General features: G+C 59.5%; 15 protein-coding genes. 10 read left to right on the forward strand and 5 right to left on the reverse strand.

Annotated features, from left to right (window positions below):
- Positions 1-480: 480 nt before the first annotated feature.
- Positions 481-1,755 carry a tyrosine-type recombinase/integrase gene (locus tag ACMX25_RS29280; protein WP_414953522.1) on the reverse strand — a complete coding sequence of 425 codons (1,275 nt, stop codon included), beginning with the start codon at positions 1,753-1,755 and terminating at the stop codon, positions 481-483.
- 220 nt (positions 1,756-1,975) lie between these two features.
- Positions 1,976-2,626, reverse strand: a complete 651-nt coding sequence (gene ribA / locus ACMX25_RS29285; RefSeq protein WP_414953441.1) for a GTP cyclohydrolase II — start codon at positions 2,624-2,626, stop codon at positions 1,976-1,978.
- Positions 2,627-2,959: 333 nt separating this feature from the next.
- Here ribA and ACMX25_RS29290 point away from each other — a divergent pair, with 333 nt between their 5' ends.
- Positions 2,960-4,627 (forward strand): ABC transporter substrate-binding protein, encoded by a 1,668-nt coding sequence (locus ACMX25_RS29290; protein ID WP_414953442.1) that lies wholly within the window; start codon positions 2,960-2,962, stop codon positions 4,625-4,627.
- 54 nt (positions 4,628-4,681) lie between these two features.
- Here ACMX25_RS29290 and ACMX25_RS29295 read toward each other — a convergent pair whose 3' ends face one another.
- Positions 4,682-5,377 (reverse strand): NADPH-dependent F420 reductase, encoded by a 696-nt coding sequence (locus tag ACMX25_RS29295; RefSeq protein WP_414953443.1) that lies wholly within the window; start codon positions 5,375-5,377, stop codon positions 4,682-4,684.
- A gap of 265 nt (positions 5,378-5,642) precedes the next feature.
- Here ACMX25_RS29295 and ahpC point away from each other — a divergent pair, with 265 nt between their 5' ends.
- The 9 genes from ahpC (at position 5,643) to ACMX25_RS29340 (ending at position 15,589) form a co-directional block, all read left to right on the forward strand.
- Positions 5,643-6,206: an alkyl hydroperoxide reductase subunit C gene (ahpC, locus tag ACMX25_RS29300; protein WP_414953444.1), complete on the forward strand. Its 564-nt coding sequence runs from the start codon at positions 5,643-5,645 to the stop codon at positions 6,204-6,206.
- 133 nt (positions 6,207-6,339) lie between these two features.
- Complete coding sequence (gene ahpF, locus ACMX25_RS29305; RefSeq protein WP_414953445.1) at positions 6,340-7,935, forward strand: alkyl hydroperoxide reductase subunit F; 1,596 nt, start codon at positions 6,340-6,342, stop codon at positions 7,933-7,935.
- Between the two features lie 276 nt (positions 7,936-8,211).
- On the forward strand, positions 8,212-8,685 hold the full coding sequence (locus ACMX25_RS29310; RefSeq protein ID WP_414953446.1) for a hypothetical protein: 474 nt from the start codon (positions 8,212-8,214) through the stop codon (positions 8,683-8,685).
- A 179-nt stretch (positions 8,686-8,864) separates the two neighbouring features.
- Positions 8,865-9,944 carry an LLM class flavin-dependent oxidoreductase gene (locus ACMX25_RS29315; protein ID WP_414953447.1) on the forward strand — a complete coding sequence of 360 codons (1,080 nt, stop codon included), beginning with the start codon at positions 8,865-8,867 and terminating at the stop codon, positions 9,942-9,944.
- A 14-nt stretch (positions 9,945-9,958) separates the two neighbouring features.
- Positions 9,959-10,555 carry a cysteine dioxygenase family protein gene (locus ACMX25_RS29320; RefSeq protein ID WP_414953448.1) on the forward strand — a complete coding sequence of 199 codons (597 nt, stop codon included), beginning with the start codon at positions 9,959-9,961 and terminating at the stop codon, positions 10,553-10,555.
- Entirely contained in the window at positions 10,552-12,141 is a 1,590-nt protein-coding gene (locus tag ACMX25_RS29325; protein WP_414953449.1) for a rhodanese homology domain-containing protein, read from the forward strand. Before ACMX25_RS29320 ends, ACMX25_RS29325 begins: the two co-directional genes overlap by 4 nt.
- Positions 12,142-12,281: 140 nt before the next feature.
- The gene (locus tag ACMX25_RS29330; RefSeq protein ID WP_414953450.1) at positions 12,282-13,217 is read left to right on the forward strand and encodes an ABC transporter substrate-binding protein; all 936 of its coding nucleotides are present in this window, start codon (positions 12,282-12,284) and stop codon (positions 13,215-13,217) included.
- A 24-nt stretch (positions 13,218-13,241) separates the two neighbouring features.
- The gene (locus ACMX25_RS29335) at positions 13,242-14,474 is read left to right on the forward strand and encodes an acyl-CoA dehydrogenase family protein (RefSeq protein ID WP_414953451.1); all 1,233 of its coding nucleotides are present in this window, start codon (positions 13,242-13,244) and stop codon (positions 14,472-14,474) included.
- Positions 14,471-15,589, forward strand: a complete 1,119-nt coding sequence (locus ACMX25_RS29340) for an LLM class flavin-dependent oxidoreductase (RefSeq protein WP_414953452.1) — start codon at positions 14,471-14,473, stop codon at positions 15,587-15,589. Before ACMX25_RS29335 ends, ACMX25_RS29340 begins: the two co-directional genes overlap by 4 nt.
- Before the next feature lie 18 nt (positions 15,590-15,607).
- On the opposite strand, the gene ACMX25_RS29345 is transcribed toward ACMX25_RS29340, so the two are convergent.
- The gene (locus ACMX25_RS29345; RefSeq protein ID WP_414953453.1) at positions 15,608-16,102 is read right to left on the reverse strand and encodes an Lrp/AsnC family transcriptional regulator; all 495 of its coding nucleotides are present in this window, start codon (positions 16,100-16,102) and stop codon (positions 15,608-15,610) included.
- 43 nt (positions 16,103-16,145) lie between these two features.
- The gene (locus tag ACMX25_RS29350) at positions 16,146-16,871 is read right to left on the reverse strand and encodes a haloacid dehalogenase type II (RefSeq protein ID WP_414953454.1); all 726 of its coding nucleotides are present in this window, start codon (positions 16,869-16,871) and stop codon (positions 16,146-16,148) included.
- Between the last annotated feature and the right edge of the window lie 44 nt (positions 16,872-16,915).

Below are 16,915 nucleotides of genomic sequence, written 5' to 3' on the forward strand. Positions count from 1 at the left end.
CCACGAATGCGCAAACGAAGACCGAAGTCTTACCCATGGCTGAAAGAGCCTCGTCACATCGCACGCGAGCGCGTCCGACAATATGGGCACGCGCCACGGGCTTAAGTAAGTGCCATTCTCCTTAGCGCCTGTACTTTGGCGTCGATCCTCCTCATTTGACAGTCAATGGGAATCCGATTCCAGCCGGCATATGGGCAGAACAAAGGCCCGCGCTGCTCACCCCGCTTTCGAGCTATCGCCAGCCACAACGGTTGATATGCGTTCGTCGAAAATGTGCGATCGGAAACCGGCGATGAATCACATGCAGCGTATTTAAATCCACCGTGGCACGGCATGGTACGGAGGGTTCAATTCCAATCTCGAATCCATGCGGCGCCGCGGATCTATGTCGCATGGCTGGCGCACGGGCCCCTGCATGGTCCATCCGCCGAAATCCAAATACACCGCACGCCGAACACGGGCACATCGATCGCATCCGCGCTACTTCTTCGCAGGATATATCGCCGCAATCTCTTCCAAGCGATGTGATAGCTGCGTGAGCCACTCGCGCCGTTCTCTGTCGTAGGTATAGCGGTTATAGACGCCGATGATTCCAGGCTGAACATGACCAAGGATTGCCTCGGCAATTTCGTTTGGGCAACCGAGCGCTGCAAGTAGCGTGCGTGTTGTACGTCGAAGATCGTGGGCCGACCAATGCGTCACGGGTAATCGCGGGCGATCACGGTTCGGCTCGATCTTGCAGTACGGCTGATGGTAATAGACGCCGTGCTGGACCACAGTCTGATCCATCGTCACCCCACGCGAGGAAGGAAACATAACCGTCCGCTTGGCCTGATCGAGGCGTCGCCGCACAATCACTTCTGCGCGGCCTACGAGCGGCACGCGCAGATCCGTTGCTTTCTCATTATGCAGACTCTTCGTCTTTTGCTTGGGAATCGTCCACCAAAGACCATCGCTCTCATCTGCGATCTCGGTGCTCTCCATAGCGACGATCTCCCCTCCCCTCGTGCCCGTCCAGAGGTAGAGCGTCAATGCATCGGCGACAGTCAAACTGAAATTTGGTAACCACCGGATCAATGTGCCGAGTTCCTCTACCGATAGCACCCTTTTCTGTGTCCCGGTATATTGCCCCTCGACCTTACGCCCTTTGCTCTTCAGCCGCCCTCTTAAAATCTCCTTCCACCAATTTGCAGTGTTTTCAGGCAGACGACCGGCATCTAGAGCGTAATGCCAGGCACCGCCAAGCTCCATTCGAAGGCGAGCCGCAAGCATAGGCGTTGATCGATATGATTCGAGCAAATCGAAAGCCTGGGCGCGTGTGACGGTAGCCGCATGCATATCCGCGATAGGTCCAAGCATCGCCTTGAACATACGTGCGACCTCAACTGCGCCCTTGGTCTTCCGGTTAACTTCTACATACCCTTGCAGATAGTCACCGCACAGCTTTCTGACGGTGTATTCGTGTGGTGATGGGCAAGCATCGTCGTTTTTTTTCTTTCGGCGCAGCGCCGAGAGCTCGGCTCCCGAGTCCCTCGCGACACGGCTCTTCTCCCATGCAGCAATAGCACCGGCGAAGGACATTGCCGGCCATTCGCCCAGCTTGACCTGTCGCATGCGGCTGTCAACGGGAGACTTGTAGCGATACGTCCACGATTTGCGGTTGCTTGAAGCTTGCAGGCGCAGCCCAGGAAACTCCGCGAAGGTCATGTGATCGCCGCTCGGCAGCGTAGCTGCGGCGCGGGCATCGAAGCGCATCCTTTCCTCGGCGTAGGTTTTTCTTGAGGCAAGAATATCCGGCGTAGGTTTGCTTTGCAACGCCAAAAAACCTACGCCGATGTCGCAAGTTTTAACGTATGCAGAAAAGCGTCGATGTCCCAGCCGAGACTCGAACTAAAACACTTTTCTATTTAATTTCAAAGGGTTGCGGACTTCCTTGGCACGTGTCAAGCGACTACGGACAAATGGCGAAAATCGGCTATTCGTTTTCGTCGAAGTAGTGACCGAAGCGAACCTGCTTCGTCTTGATGTAGCGCTCGTTTTCCTCACGCACGGGAATGGCCAGCGCCACCCGTTCGCAGACCGGGATGTCGTGCTTGAGCAGCGTGTCGAATTTCGACGGGTTGTTGCTCATCAAGCGCACCGAGCGCACGTCGAGCGCGCGCAGGATAGCTGCCGCCGAGTCGTATTCCCGCGCATCGTCGGGCAAGCCGAGATGCAGGTTGGCGTCGACAGTGTCATACCCCTGCTCTTGCAGCGCATACGCGCGGATCTTGTTCGCCAGCCCGATGCCGCGTCCTTCATGACCCCGCAAATACAGCAATATTCCACGATTTTCAGCCGCGATATAACGCATCGCCAGATCTAGCTGCTCACCGCAATCACAGCGATACGAGCCAAAAACATCGCCCGTGACACATTCGGAATGCAACCGGCACAGAACGGATTCGCCGTGGCTGACATCGCCCATGACGAGCGTCAGATGCTCGGCGCCCGTGCTCGTCACGCGATACACATGCGACTCAAACACGCCATAACGCGTGGGAATCGTGGCCTTTGCCACGAGTTCGACGCATTCTTCGTGGGCTGCTTCGGCAGTGGCTGCCGGTGAATCAGAAACGTTTTTCATGTTCTCTTGTACTGCATAGGAGGGCGTGGGCCGCGTGCCGGTCATTAATCGGTAACTTTAGCAAGAAGCCGCAAAAAAGCGGGAGCGCCCGGTCCGACATGTTAAAACGCCCGGGAAATATTTGCAGCCTGCGGGTTCAGGGTTCCTAGGCGGCTGCGTGAAAAGCCGAGCGAAAAGGTGCATGAACTCGCCCTGAATGGCGATGGCTGGTTTCGAACTATCTAAAGAAGAACGTATCGCTTCGTCAAAAATTCCCTGGTTGGTAAAGTATGCGGTTACTTAGGCACGACTGGTCGCCTCCGGGCGCCGCCTCTCAACCTTCATCGACCTTACATGCCACATAAAAGCCTGCCGTCCGACTCATTCTTCGCCCCTGCCCGCAAGCTGGCCCGCACCGCTGTTTGCAGCGCCGTCTGCGCGTTCGCGGCGCTTGGTGCCCTCGGTGCCCTCGCCGGCACAGCCCACGCGGCGGGCAAAACGCTGGTGTTCTGTTCGGAAGGCAGCCCGGCCGGCTTCGACTCCGCGCAGTACACCACCAGCACCGACTTCGACGCCGGCGCGCACGCAGTCTACGACACCCTGGTCGAGTTCGAGCGCGGGTCGCTCAACCTGGTGCCGGGCCTGGCCACGTCATGGGACGAGTCGCCCGATGCCAAGACCTTCACGTTTCATCTCCGCCACGGCGTCAAGTTCCAGACCACGCCCTGGTTCACGCCCACGCGCGACTTCGATGCGGACGACGTCGTCTTCACGTTCAAACGCATGATCGATCCGGACAATGCGTTCCAGAAGGCGCATCCGGTCAGCTTCCCGTATCTCAGCGATCTCGGCTACGACAAGAACATTGCATCGCTTGAAAAACTCGACGACTACACCGTGCGCTTCACGCTGCACACGTCGGACGTGGTGTTCGTGCGCAATATAGCGATGGAATTCGCCTCCATTGTGTCGGCGCAATATGCCGACCAGTTGCTGAAGGCCGGCAAGACGGAAGACCTGAACCAGAAGCCCGTGGGCACCGGCCCGTTCGTGTTCCGTGACTATCAGAAAGACGCGATCATCCGATACGACGCGCATCCGGACTTCTGGAACAAGAAGGACGTGCATATCGCGAAACTGGTGTTCGCCATCACGCCGGACGCCGCTGTGCGCATGCAGAAACTCGCGAGCGGCGAATGCCAGATGACAGCCTTCCCGCGCCCCGCCGATATCCAGACCGCCCGCAGCAATCCGAAACTCGCGGTGCTCTCGGGAGTGGGTTTCAACGTGGCGTATGTCGGCTACAACACCACGCACAAGCCGCTCGATAACGTGCTGGTGCGTCGTGCGCTGGACATGGCCGTCGATAAACCGGCGATCCTGAAGAGCGTCTACGACGGGGCCGCGACCGTGGCGTCGAATCCGATGCCGCCATCGCAATGGTCGTATAACAAGGCGCTGAAGGACGCACCTTACGATCCCGCGAAAGCGCGTGATCTGCTGAAACAAGCGGGTTTTCCAAACGGCTTTTCGATCACGCTATGGGCCATGCCCGTGCAGCGCGGCTACAACCCGAACGCTCGCCTGATGGCGCAATTGATTCAATCGGACTGGGCGAAGATTGGCGTGAAAGCGAATATTGTCACGTACGAATGGGCCGAATATAACAAGCGCGCGAAAGAAGGCGGCGAGCACGACGCCATCCTTTACGGCTGGATGGGCGATAACGGCGATCCGGACAACTGGCTCGGCACGACGCTCGGCTGTGATGCCGTGCATGGCAGCAACGTGGCGAAGTGGTGCAACAAGCAATTCGATGATCTGCTCGGCAAAGCGCGGCTGATTACCGACCAGCCGACCCGCACCAAGCTGTATGAGCAGGCGCAGGTCGTGTTCAAGGATCAGGTCCCGTACACGCCGATCGCCCATGCAAACGCGTTTCAGTTGATGACGAAAGACGTGAAGGGCTACGAGATCAGTCCGCTGGGCGGTCATCGATTCGACGGGATCTCGCTAGACTAACGCGAGCTGCATCGTCAAGGCGACGGGCTTTGAGAGGCCCGTCGCCGTTCAGCTTCATGCAGGTTTTTCAAAGCTGCCAGGGCTCTTGTCCGTCGCACTCCATTGCGGCGTGCGAGCCCGCTCCGCCTTCTGCAAACCGGCCTTCAGGCCTTCTCTGTCGAAATCCTTCGTATAGACCGGCGTGCCCGGCTGCTGACGCCAGGAGTCGCCTATGCTGCCGTTATCGACCGGATCGAAGCCCATCTCGTTCACCAGTTGCATCACGACGGCTTTCGCATCGGCGGCATCGCCCGAGACCGGCAATGCGATGCGTCCCGGCGTGCCTTCGGGCTTGCCGAGATCGCGCAAATGCGCCGCGTAGATGTTGTTGAAAGCCTTGATGACCGGACGCCCGAGTTGCTGCTCGACCCATTCGCTTTCCATCATGCCGGACTCGATTCCGTCGATACGGCCATCGCGCTCACGCGGATAGTAATTCCCGGTATCGATCACGACCGTGGTTTCCGGCACGCCGTCGAACAAGCCCTTCGGCAGATTCAACACTTTCTTTTCGGGGATCGTGACGACGATTACAGCGGCGCCACGGACCACGTCGGCAAGTTCCGCTGGCTTCGCGCCGGTTTCGCTGGCAACGTCGGCCAGCGTATCCGGCCCGCGCGAATTGCCGATCAGGACCTCATGCCCCCGCTCGACCCAGCGCAGCGCCAGCACGCGACCAATATTACCCGCGCCAATGATGCCAATTTTCATACACCCTCCTGTTGATTCGGTTAGCTGAAGCGGGATGCGCGCAACGCCCATGCCCGTCGTGTTCGTTGGCCTTGCGGCAGCTATGGGACTGGCAGCTGCTTCGTGGCGACGCTAAAATGCCGCCCCGATATGCCACGCTGATTCCACGTTAACCCTGATAGCCTCACCACATCGACCCCATTAAATCATTCGATTTTCCATATCGGGTGCCTCCCTTCATACTTCATTCACTTCTCCTTAACCACTTAACACAAGGACTCACGCAATGCCGATCATCAACAGCCAGGTCAAACCGTTCAAAGCCAACGCTTATCACAACGGCGACTTCACCACCGTGACCGAAGAAAGCCTGAAGGGCAAATGGTCCGTCCTGGTGTTCTACCCGGCTGACTTCACGTTCGTTTGCCCGACGGAACTCGGCGATCTGGCCGACCGTTACGCTGAATTCAAGAAGCTGGGCGTGGAAATCTACAGCGTGTCGACCGACACGCACTTCACGCACAAGGCATGGCACGACACGTCTGACACGATCGCCAAGATCAAGTATCCGATGATTGCCGATCCGACGCTGGTCATCTCCCGCGCGTTCGACGTGCTGATCGAAGAAGAAGGTCTGGCGCTGCGCGGCACGTTCGTGATCAACCCGGAAGGCGAGATCAAGCTGTGCGAAATCCACGACAACGGCATCGGCCGTGACGCTGGCGAGCTGCTGCGCAAGGTGCAGGCAGCGCAATACGTCGCTGCACACCCGGGCGAAGTGTGCCCCGCCAAGTGGACGCCGGGCGCTGAAACGCTGACGCCGTCGCTCGACCTCGTTGGCAAGATCTAAGCTGCTTTACCGCTTTATTCACCGCTTTAAATCCTCGTTGTAATGCGCTGTACCATCCGGGCCGTTCGCGGCCCGGATGTCTGTCAGCACGTCTTTTGCACAAAAATCATCTTTAAACGGACTCGAAACCGCCATGCTGGAAGCCAACCTCAAGACTCAGTTGAAAGCGTATCTGGAAAAGGTCAGCCGGCCGATCGAGATCGTCGCTTCGCTCGACAACTCGCCGAAATCCATCGAGTTGCACGGGCTGCTGCATGAAATCGCCACGCTGTCGGACCGCATTGCGGTGATCGAGCAGCGCGACGATACGCATCGCAAACCCTCGTTTTCCATCGGCGAACCGGGCAAACCCACGGGTATCCGTTTCGCGGGCATTCCGATGGGCCATGAATTTACATCGCTGGTCCTGGCGCTGCTCCAGACCGGCGGTCATCCGGTCAAACTTGACGACGCCGTGATCGAACAGATCCGCGAACTCGACGGCGACTATGAGTTTGAAACCTATATTTCGCTGTCGTGCCAGAACTGCCCGGAAGTCGTGCAGGCGCTGAACGTGATGGCGCTCATCAATCCACGTATTCGCCAGGTCACTATTGACGGCGCGTTGTTCCAGGACGAAGTCGAGCAGCGCCAGATCATGGCCGTCCCGACCGTCTACCTGAACGGCGAAGTATTCGGCCAAGGCCGCACCGGCGTGAAGGAAATTCTTGCGAAGCTCGATAGCAACGCAGGGGCCCGCGCCGCGAAAGCGCTCGAAAAGAAAGGCGTATTCGATGTGCTGATCGTCGGCGGCGGACCTGCCGGTGCGGCGGCAGCTATCTACTCGGCGCGCAAGGGCATCTCGACCGGCGTGGCGGCTGAGCGCTTTGGTGGACAAGTGCTGGATACGCTCGCCATCGAAAACTTCGTCTCGGTCCAAGCGACCGAAGGACCGCAATTCGCCACGGCGCTCGAGCAGCACGTGAAAAGCTATGACGTCGACATCATGGACGTGCAGCGTGCCGAAGCGCTCGTGCCGGGCAAGATTCACGAAGTGCGCCTCGCCAACGGCGCGGTGCTGAAAGCGAAGACGATCGTGCTGGCCACGGGTGCCCGGTGGCGCGAAATCAACGTGCCGGGCGAGAAGCAATATCGCAATCACGGCGTGGCGTATTGCCCGCATTGCGACGGCCCGCTGTTCAAGGGCAAGCGTGTTGCAGTGATCGGCGGCGGGAATTCGGGCGTTGAAGCGGCGATCGATCTGGCTGGACTGGTCAGCACGGTGACGCTGCTCGAATTCGGCACGGAGTTGCGTGCCGACGCCGTGTTGCAACGCAAGCTGCGCAGCCTCAAGAACGTGACTATCGTCACGCAGGCACAGACCACGGAAGTCACCGGTGACGGCAAGAAGGTCAACGGTCTCTCGTATAAGGACCTGAGTTCGGGCGAAGCGAAACATATCGAGCTGGAAGGTGTATTCGTTCAGATCGGGCTGGTGCCGAATACGGAATGGCTCAAGGGCACGGTCGAGTTGTCGCGTCACGGCGAGATCGTGGTCGATGCGCGCGGCGCGACGTCCGTGCCGGGCGTGTTCGCGGCCGGCGATGTCACCACCGTGCCGTTCAAGCAGATCGTGATCGCGGTCGGCGAAGGCGCCAAGGCATCCCTCAGCGCATTCGATTACCTGATCCGGAATTCGGAAACGGAAACGGAAACGGTCGAGGCTGAAGCCGAAGAAGCGGTGGCTTGAAGAACATCTGAATAACTCGACACGTTTTACCTTACGGACAGCTTTTTGAGCCCTGTCTGATTGCTGCATCGGAACGCCCGATAATCATCTATCATATTGATTATCGGGCGTTTTTTCGTCTCTCCCCAGGCTTTCATCGTGTAAAAAATACCGTTAATTATGCGGTTGCTAAAAAGCCTAAAGATTCGCCGCACGCTGCCGTAGATACCGGGAGTGAGACTCCGTTCTCACACCAAATGCACGCCGATGAACACATCATCTCGAGGTCATGACGGTATGGGAATTCTCGGAAACACCTTCAGCACGCTCTTTCGCGGCCACGGGCGATCAGACCCCGGCATGGCGCAAAAGCTCGAGCGCGCGCTTCGCCGGGAAAGCGATTTGAAGCGCGAACTGACGCAATTGCGACTTGGCACGTCATCGGATGCGCCTGGCATCGACGTCAAAATGGACCTGATGAAATTCGACGTCGCGCAGGAGAAAGCGGCCGTCGCGAGTCTGACAGCGGCATTGCTCAGCGCGCAGGAAGACCTGGAACTGGAGAAGGCGAACCGGTCCGCAGCCGTTCATCTGTTGAAGAAACACGGCGTGATCGATGGCGTGGCCTATGCGAGTTTCACGCGCGAGCAACGGGTCGAGTTGATCGCGGTGGCAATGGATGAAGTCGCCGGGAGAGAGATGACTAGTAGGTGGCGGGCACGGTCGCCGGCTGTGAAGTCGGGGTCATCGGGGAAGACCAAGGGAGCGTAATGGCTGCGTGGCATCCCGGTCCCTCCACGCATCGTGGCAAGCGCCCTGCCCATATGTTTAGCTCGTTTTGATATTTAAGATCTGCGTCAGCCGATGTTAGCCTTTTAAGCTATCGGCAGCGTTCTGAAGCGTCTCTTCACGCACTGCCCAACAGTGTGAATCAACGAGGAGCGTCTTTCGTGAGCGTCGAATTCATCGGCATGATCCAGCAGCAAAAAGTGTCGGAGACGCATCTGGTGCGCGGTCCGGCAATCGATATCGACTACCTCCGCGACTTCGCCCAGGCGCACGAAAAAGCCGGCTTCGACCGCATTCTCGTGCCCTATCAGTCGACCAGCCCCGACGCCATGCTGACCGTCGCCTATGCGGCCGGCGTCACGCAGCGCACCCACTTCATGCTCGCGCATCGCCCAGGATTCGTCGCGCCAACTTTGGCCGCACGCCAGCTCGCCACGCTCGATCAGCTCAGCGGCGGGCGCCTTGCGGTCCACTTCATCTCGGGCGGCAGCGACGTCGAGCAACGCCGCGACGGCGACTTTCTCTCGCATGACGAACGCTACGCCCGCACCGACGAATACTTGCAAATCCTGCGGCGCGTATGGACCGAATCCGAACCCTTCGATCACGAAGGCCGCTATTACCGCTTCGAAAAAGCGTTCTCCGAAGTCAAGCCCAAGCAAGCTCCGTATGTGCCGATCTATTTCGGCGGTGCATCGGCGCCGGCTATCGAGGTTGCGGGCAAGCACGCAGACGTCTATGCGCTGTGGGGCGAATCGAAAGAACAAGTGCGCGAACAAATCACCCGCGTCCGCGCGGAAGCGGCCAGGCATGGCCGCAATAACGTGCGCTTCTCGGTATCGTTCCGCCCAATTCTTGCGGCAACAGAAAAGGCCGCATGGGAACGCGCAGATCACATTCTTGCTGAAACGCGGCGCCTGCGTGCAGTGCAAGGTCTCGGTGTAGCAACGCCACAGCAAAGCGAAGGCGCGCGCCGCTTGCTCGCCGCGGCGGGAGACGGCGTGCGGGCCGATGATCGCCTGTGGACCGGCGTGGCGAAGGAGATCGGCGGCCGGTCGAACTCAACGGCACTCGTTGGCACTCCGGATCAAGTGGCACAAACGCTGGCCGAATATCACGCGCTCGGCGTAACCACGTTCCTGATTCGCGGCTTCGATCCGCTGGAAGACGCGCTCGATTACGGACGCGAGCTGATCCCGGCCACGCGTGAACTGACATCCCACATTGCGCACGCGGCGTGACGCTACAGTCAGCAATGAGCCATGAAAAACTGCGCGGATTCATAAGCGAGATTGCGCAACTCGTCGATTCAAATTTGCCTGAAGCGCACCTGCTGGAACAAGGGGCCGTTGCGCTCGGCAAGCTGATAGCCGAAGACGACTGGCTGCCCGATGCCTACTCGCAACCGTCGCCTGATTACTACCAGCAATTCCTGCTTTATGCCGATGCCCGTCACCGTTTCTCGGTCGTCAGTTTCGTGTGGGGACCGGGTCAGCAAACGCCCGTCCACGATCACACGGTATGGGGCCTCGTCGGTGTATTGCGCGGCGCGGAAGTTGCACGCTCGTATGTACGCAACGACGACGGCGCGTTGGTTATATCGGGCGAAGACCAGTTGCTCGAACGAGGCGCGGTGGCTGCGGTGTCACCGACTGTTGGCGATATTCATCGCGTGAGCAATGCGTTTGACGACCGCGTGTCCATCAGCATCCATGTATACGGTGCGAATATCGGCGGCATCTCGCGGCACGTCTATCCCGCTGACGGTCCGCCAAAGCCCTTCATCTCCGGCTATACAAACGACACGCTCCCCAACCTCTGGAACCTTTCGAAGGAACGACTCGACTCATGAGCGCCATCCCCCAGCGCAGCTTCGACGACGTGCGCGACGCCCTGCTTTCAAAGCGCGAAATAGCATTCCTCGATGTCCGCGAAGAAGATCCGCACGCGCAACGCCATCCGTTGTTTGCCGCGAACCTGTCGTTGTCCAAGATCGAACTTGATGCCTTCACGAAGCTGCCGCGTAAGAGCGTCCCGATCGTTCTGCTCGATGACGGCGAAGGTCTCGCGGAGCGCGCTGCACGCAAGTTCGAAGAACTCGGCTATTCCAATGTTTCGTTATTCGAAGGTGGCCTGAGAGGCTGGGAACGTGCAGGCGGCGAGGTGTTCCGCGACGTCAACGTGCCTAGCAAGGCGTTCGGTGAGTTCGTGGAAGCGAAGCGGCATACGCCGGCGTTATCGGCGGAAGCAGTCGACGCGTTGCTGAAAAGCGGCGACGACGTAGTCGTGCTGGACGCACGCCGCTACGACGAATATCAGACGATGAACATCCCCGGCAGCATCAGCGTGCCGGGCGCTGAACTTGTGTTGCGTGCCCGCGCACTCGCACCAGATCCCAGGACACGCGTGATCGTGAATTGCGCGGGGCGCACGCGCAGCATTATCGGCACGCAGTCGCTCGTGAATGCGGGCATTCCGAACCCGGTGGCGGCGTTGCGCAACGGCACGATCGGCTGGCTGCTCGCGGGTCAATCGCTCGCGCATGGCAGCGCGCGGCAGTTTGCGACCGACGACGGCCGCACCGACGCCGCTTCGCGCGAATCGGCGCGGGCCGTAGCCGATCGCGCAGGCGTGAAGCGCACGACGTTGTCGGACGCGAAGCGCTGGGCGGACGATGCTGACCGCACGACCTATCGCTTCGATGTCCGCACGCCAGCCGAATACGAGCACGCCCATGCAGCGGATTTTCAAGGGGCGCCGGGCGGCCAGCTCGTGCAGGAAACGGAGATGTTCGCGCCAGTTCGAGGCGCGCGCGTGGTTCTCTTCGACGACGACGGCGTGCGTGCCAACATGACCGCATCATGGCTCGCGCAGATGAACATCGACGTCCATGTAGTCGACGATGCAACGAGCACCGACCTGACTGAAGAAGGTCCGTGGCGCGTTAAAAAACCGCTGCCTGCACCCACACCTGCGATCACCGCGAACGAACTCGCTGCCCTGCTTGACGATCCCGCGAGTCAGACCATCGTGCTCGACTTCACGGCAAGCGCCAGCCATGTGAAGGGACACATTCCAGGCGCGTGGTGGACCGTGCGCTCCCGGCTTGCGCTCGACTTGCCCGCGTTGCCGGACGCAAAGCAATACGTGGTCACCTGCGGATCGAGCGCACTTGCTGCATTCGCCCGACCGGACGTGGCGGCGCTGACATCAAAGCCTGTCCTGCTGCTCGAAGGCGGCACCGCTGCGTGGATTGCGGCAGGCCTGCCCCTTGCCCAAGGCGACACACATTTGGCATCGCCGCGTATCGACCGGTATCGGCGTCCGTATGAAGGCACCGACGCTCCGCGCGAAGCCATGAACGCGTACCTTGAGTGGGAGTACGGCCTCGTCGCACAACTCGAACGTGACGGTACGCACGGTTTCTTCGCGATCTGAAACAACAGCTTTCAAGCGAACGGTCTGACGCGGCCCGAACCGCGTCATTCCAACTCCAGCGATTAGCAAAGCAGAACAACGCGTTTGTCTAATGCCGCGGTGAATCGTATCGTTAATGTCTTTTCCTGTATGGAAGATTCATGAAACGACGCAGCCTCCTGTTGATCGCCGCGCTTGCCTCATTCACCGCGCTGCATCCGCTCGCTTCGGTAGCTGAGCCTGTTCTGAAAGTCGGCGACCAGCAGTTGCAGACACGCGGCATTCTCGAAGCATCGGGCCAGTTGAAAGACGTGCCGTACCAGATCGAATGGTTCAACTTCCCGGCCGCGCAACCGCTCGGCGAAGCCTTGAATGCAGGCGCAATCGATATAGGCGGTCTCGGCGACGCCCCGCTGATCTTCGCTTACGCCGCCGGTGCACGTGTGCGCGCGGTAGCGGCAACCCGCTCGCAACCGGTCGACCTTGCGATTCTCGTGCCGGCCGGCTCTCCCATCAAAAGTGCAGCCGATCTGAAGGGCAAACGCATTGCGACCACGCGAGGTTCCATCGGCCATTTTCTGGCCATCGCGACGCTCGAACGCGCGGGCATCAAGCTCTCTGACGTGACGCTCTCATTCATGCAACCCGCCGATGCGAAGTCAGCGCTCCAGTCGGGCGACGTCGATGCGTGGTCCACCTGGGACCCGTATGTCGCGCTCGGTGAATTGCGCGATAACAATCGCATCATCGCGAATGGTGTGGGGCTTTCGTCGGGCCTGAGCTTTCAGGCGGCTACCGATGAATCGATCAAGACCAAACGCGCGCAAATAGATGACTTCCTGCGCCGCGTAGCGGCCGGTCAGCAATGGGCGTTGTCGCATCCTGACGAAGTCGCGGCTATCCAGTCGCGCGTCACGCACCTGCCCGCCGATGTGCTGAAGGTGGTGTATCAACGGGCGCAGTTGAAGCCAATCACGATCGACAGCAAGGTGATCGCCGAGCAGCAGCGCACCGCCGATCTCTACGTTCGCGCGGGCGTGATCAAGACGACTCTCGACGTCACGCCAAGTTTCGACGCACAGTTCACCGCGCATTAACACTCGTCAATAACGGACTTTCCGATGACCGTACGGCATCCGCCCACAGCGTTGCAGGACCCGATAGCACTTGAGGCTCTCGCCGATCTCGACAGTCCCGCCGCCGGCCAATGGCTGGCCGCGCTCACTCAGGATTTTGCTGCGAGCGCCGGCGCGCTGGATCGTGACGCGATCTTTCCCCACGACAACCTCGCGCGTTTGCGAAGCGCGGGTTTGCTCGCGCTGACGGTGCCGCAAGCACTTGGCGGGCGCCAAGCTACGCTCCCGCAAGTACTCAAGGTGGTGCGTGCGGTTGCGCGTGGCGAGCCGTCGACGGCGCTGATCCTCGTGATGCAATGTCTCTATCATCTGCGCCTGCAGGCCAACCCAAACTGGCCGCAAGCGCTGAAGGAACAAGTCGCCCGTGATGCAGTGGAAAACGGCGCACTCATCAACTCGCTGCGCGTGGAGCCCGAGTTGGGCTCGCCCTCTCGCGGCGGTTTGCCCGGCACGATCGGACGCCTGACCGACAACGGCGACGCGTGGATTCTCAACGGCAGCAAGATCTATTCGACCGGTAGTCCGGGCCTGACATGGTTCGCCGTTTGGGGCCGCACGGACGAAAACCCGCCGCGCGTGGGGACGTTCCTCGTGCATCGGGACACACCGGGAATCCGGTTCGGCGAGCCGTGGAATCACCTTGGCATGCGTGCAACCGGCAGTCACGAAGTGATCTTCGAGAACGTCCGTGTTCCCGCTGCTCATGCAGTCGATTTCAACTCTCCCGAGATCGCCGCGAGCGGCATGGACCCGCTCACCACGCTGTGGATGAACGTGCTGCTTTCATCGATCTACGATGCCGTCGCCCAGTCTGCGCGCGACTGGTTTGCATCGTGGGCCTCTGATCGCAAACCCGCCAACCTGGGTGCGCCGCTGTCGAGCCTGGGCAGTTTCCAGCAGACGCTTGGCCGTATCGACGCATTGCTGCTTAATAACCGTGTGCTGCTGGATGCCGGCTCGAACGGCAACATTCCGCTGCATGAAGCGCCCGCCATCAAATATCTCGTGACGCAGAACGCCATCACGGCCGTCGAACTCGCGGTCGAGGCCAGCGGCAATCCGGGGCTGAGCCGCAACAACCCGCTTGAACGCCATCATCGCGACGTGCTGTGCTCGCGCATTCACACGCCGCAAAACGACGCGCTGCTCAGTGCATTCGGGCGCACCGGATTCGCCGCGCTTCAGGCCAGACAATCTATCAAGGGAGCACCACTATGAGCGTTGAATTCATCGGTTATGTGAGCCATCAGGAATCAAGCGAAATCCACTTGCCGCAAGGACCCGCGGTTAACCCGCCGTACATTGCCGCGGTCGCGCAAGCGCATGAATATGGTGGCTTCGACCGCGTGCTGATCGCTCATTCAAGTGCGTCGCCAGACGGCTTCCAAATTGCGTCGTTCGTCGCGCAACAGACGAAGCGCTTGGGTATCCTGCTTGCCCATCGCCCGGGCTTTGTCGCGCCGACGCTCGCCGCCCGTCAACTCGCCACGCTCGATCATTTCAGCGCAGGCCGCACCGCCGTGCATATCATCTCGGGCGGCGACGATACCGAACAGCAACGCGACGGCGACTTCCTCGAACACGACGACCGCTACAAACGCACCGATGAATATCTCGATGTCGTGAAGCGCTCATGGACCAGCGAAACGCCGTTTGATCATGAGGGCACGTTTTATAGGGTGAAGGGTCACCGGTCGCTCATTCGTCCTTTGCAGAAGCCGCACCTGCCGGTGTATTTCGGCGGTTCATCAGAAGCAGCAATTCAGGTCGCGGGCAAGCATGCCGACGTTTTTGCGCTGTGGGGCGAATCGCTGGCGCAGGTCGCCGAGACCATCGAACGAGTGCGCGCGGCCGCCAAACCGTATGGGCGTGAGAACGCTATCCGCTTCAGCCTTTCGCTGCGTCCAATCATCGCTTCAACAGAAGATGCGGCCTGGGCGCGTGCGGAATCGATCCTTGCACGCGCGACCGAGGTAGTGAAAAGCAATCCTAACTTTACTCGCCGTCCGGCTGAACCCAAGAACGTCGGAGCGCAGCGCCTGCTTGCTGAAGCCGCGAAAGGGTCCGTGGTGGACAAGCGTCTTTGGACCGGTATTGCCGCGCTGACAAAAGCGGCCGGCAACTCCACGTCGCTGGTCGGCACGCCCGAACAAGTGACGGAAGCGTTGATCGAGTATTACCGCCTGGGTATCTCGACGTTCCTGATCCGAGGTTTCGATCCTCTGGAAGATGCACTGGGTTATGGGCGCGATCTGTTGCCGCTGGTGCGTGCGGCAGTCGCACAGGAAGACAGCAAAACGAGCAACAAAGAACGCGAAGCGGTGCAGGCCTGAACGCTGACGTGACGAACTTTATTGTTCGTCCGTCAGCAGTCTGTCCAATGGCGCGACGTGCTTCACAAACGGCGACCTGATGACGATATAGCTGAAGTATTTCTCGATGCCGAGGTTGAGATCCAGCAGGCGTTCCACGACCTCCTGATAGTGGCCGATATTGCCGACGAGAAACTTCAGCAGATAGTCATAACCTCCGCTGACGAGATGACATTCGATGATCTCGTCGATCGCCCGGACATTCGCTTCAAACCGGATGAAGTCCTCGCGCCGATGATCCTGCAGCATCACCTCGGTAAACACCGTCACCGTAGTCGTCAGCTTGGCAAGATTAAGGTGCGCGCCATACCCGGAGATGATGCCCGACGACTCGAGCCGTTTGACTCGCTGAAGACACGGACTCGGCGATAGCCCGACCGCGTTGGCCAGGTTCGCATTCGTTATATTGCCGTTCTTCTGCAGTTCCGCCAGGATCTTGATGTCGATCCGATCCAGTTTCTGTCGAGTGGTCATGTGGTGCTCTCGCGTCCGGTGATTTGCAGGCGGGTCTATCCGGTCACCCTCCGCTTAACTCTTCGTGGTGCGCCTTCACCAGTTGCGCCATGCTCGTAAATTTGAACTCGACCGGCGGTTCATTGATCGTGCGCATTGTGGCACCGAAGCCCCTTTGCTCAAACCGGCGGTAGATCCAGCAGGATTTTATGCCAAGCTCGGCTGCCGGTTCATGATCGTGGAATGTGCTGTCCGCAACGTGCAGCGTCTCTTCCTTTCGCACGCCAAGCGAAGGAAGCAGTTCAAGCATGTAATCGAAATTGCGATGTGACGGTTTATAAGAGCCGACATCTTCCGCTGTGATGACCGCGTCGAAGTCTACTTGCAACATCGACCTGCTGGCGGCAAAACTCTCGTTGTCGACGTTTGACAGGATGATCAGCTTGAAGTACTTCTTCAGATATTGCAGGGTGCTTGCGGAGTCGGGGAAAGCGGGCCACTGAGCGACTGAGCAGCCGTATGCGACAGCCTCATCCGTTGAATAGGGTACTTTCCATTCTTCCGCGAGCCGCTTGAACACGACCGCGAGCAGATCGCGATACGGCATCTCCGGTGTATAGCGTTGCTGAGATGATTCGTGGCGCGCGTGCGCCTCGAGCACGTCGTCACGCGTCAACGGCTGGTCAACGCGGTTGACCAGCGACGCAACGCCGGTAGTTATTCCGCGTTCCCAGTCGATCAGCGTGCCGTAACAGTCGAAGGTGAGTGCCCTGAAATCAGTGAGTCGCACTTGAACCTCCAGAAAATAAAACGCGTTGTACTACGGCGAGCGTC

It is taken from the genome of Caballeronia eucalypticola (assembly GCF_047608185.1).
GTDB lineage: Bacteria > Pseudomonadota > Gammaproteobacteria > Burkholderiales > Burkholderiaceae > Caballeronia.

Coding starts and splice junctions, on each gene's coding strand:
- ACMX25_RS29280 (WP_414953522.1), bottom strand. CDS start 1,755: ATGCGCTTCGATGCCCGCGCCGCAGCTACGCTGCCGAGCGGCGATCAC.
- ribA (WP_414953441.1), bottom strand. CDS start 2,626: ATGAAAAACGTTTCTGATTCACCGGCAGCCACTGCCGAAGCAGCCCAC.
- ACMX25_RS29290 (WP_414953442.1), top strand. CDS start 2,960: ATGCCACATAAAAGCCTGCCGTCCGACTCATTCTTCGCCCCTGCCCGC.
- ACMX25_RS29295 (WP_414953443.1), bottom strand. CDS start 5,377: ATGAAAATTGGCATCATTGGCGCGGGTAATATTGGTCGCGTGCTGGCG.
- ahpC (WP_414953444.1), top strand. CDS start 5,643: ATGCCGATCATCAACAGCCAGGTCAAACCGTTCAAAGCCAACGCTTAT.
- ahpF (WP_414953445.1), top strand. CDS start 6,340: ATGCTGGAAGCCAACCTCAAGACTCAGTTGAAAGCGTATCTGGAAAAG.
- ACMX25_RS29310 (WP_414953446.1), top strand. CDS start 8,212: ATGGGAATTCTCGGAAACACCTTCAGCACGCTCTTTCGCGGCCACGGG.
- ACMX25_RS29320 (WP_414953448.1), top strand. CDS start 9,959: ATGAGCCATGAAAAACTGCGCGGATTCATAAGCGAGATTGCGCAACTC.
- ACMX25_RS29325 (WP_414953449.1), top strand. CDS start 10,552: ATGAGCGCCATCCCCCAGCGCAGCTTCGACGACGTGCGCGACGCCCTG.
- ACMX25_RS29330 (WP_414953450.1), top strand. CDS start 12,282: ATGAAACGACGCAGCCTCCTGTTGATCGCCGCGCTTGCCTCATTCACC.
- ACMX25_RS29335 (WP_414953451.1), top strand. CDS start 13,242: ATGACCGTACGGCATCCGCCCACAGCGTTGCAGGACCCGATAGCACTT.
- ACMX25_RS29340 (WP_414953452.1), top strand. CDS start 14,471: ATGAGCGTTGAATTCATCGGTTATGTGAGCCATCAGGAATCAAGCGAA.
- ACMX25_RS29345 (WP_414953453.1), bottom strand. CDS start 16,102: ATGACCACTCGACAGAAACTGGATCGGATCGACATCAAGATCCTGGCG.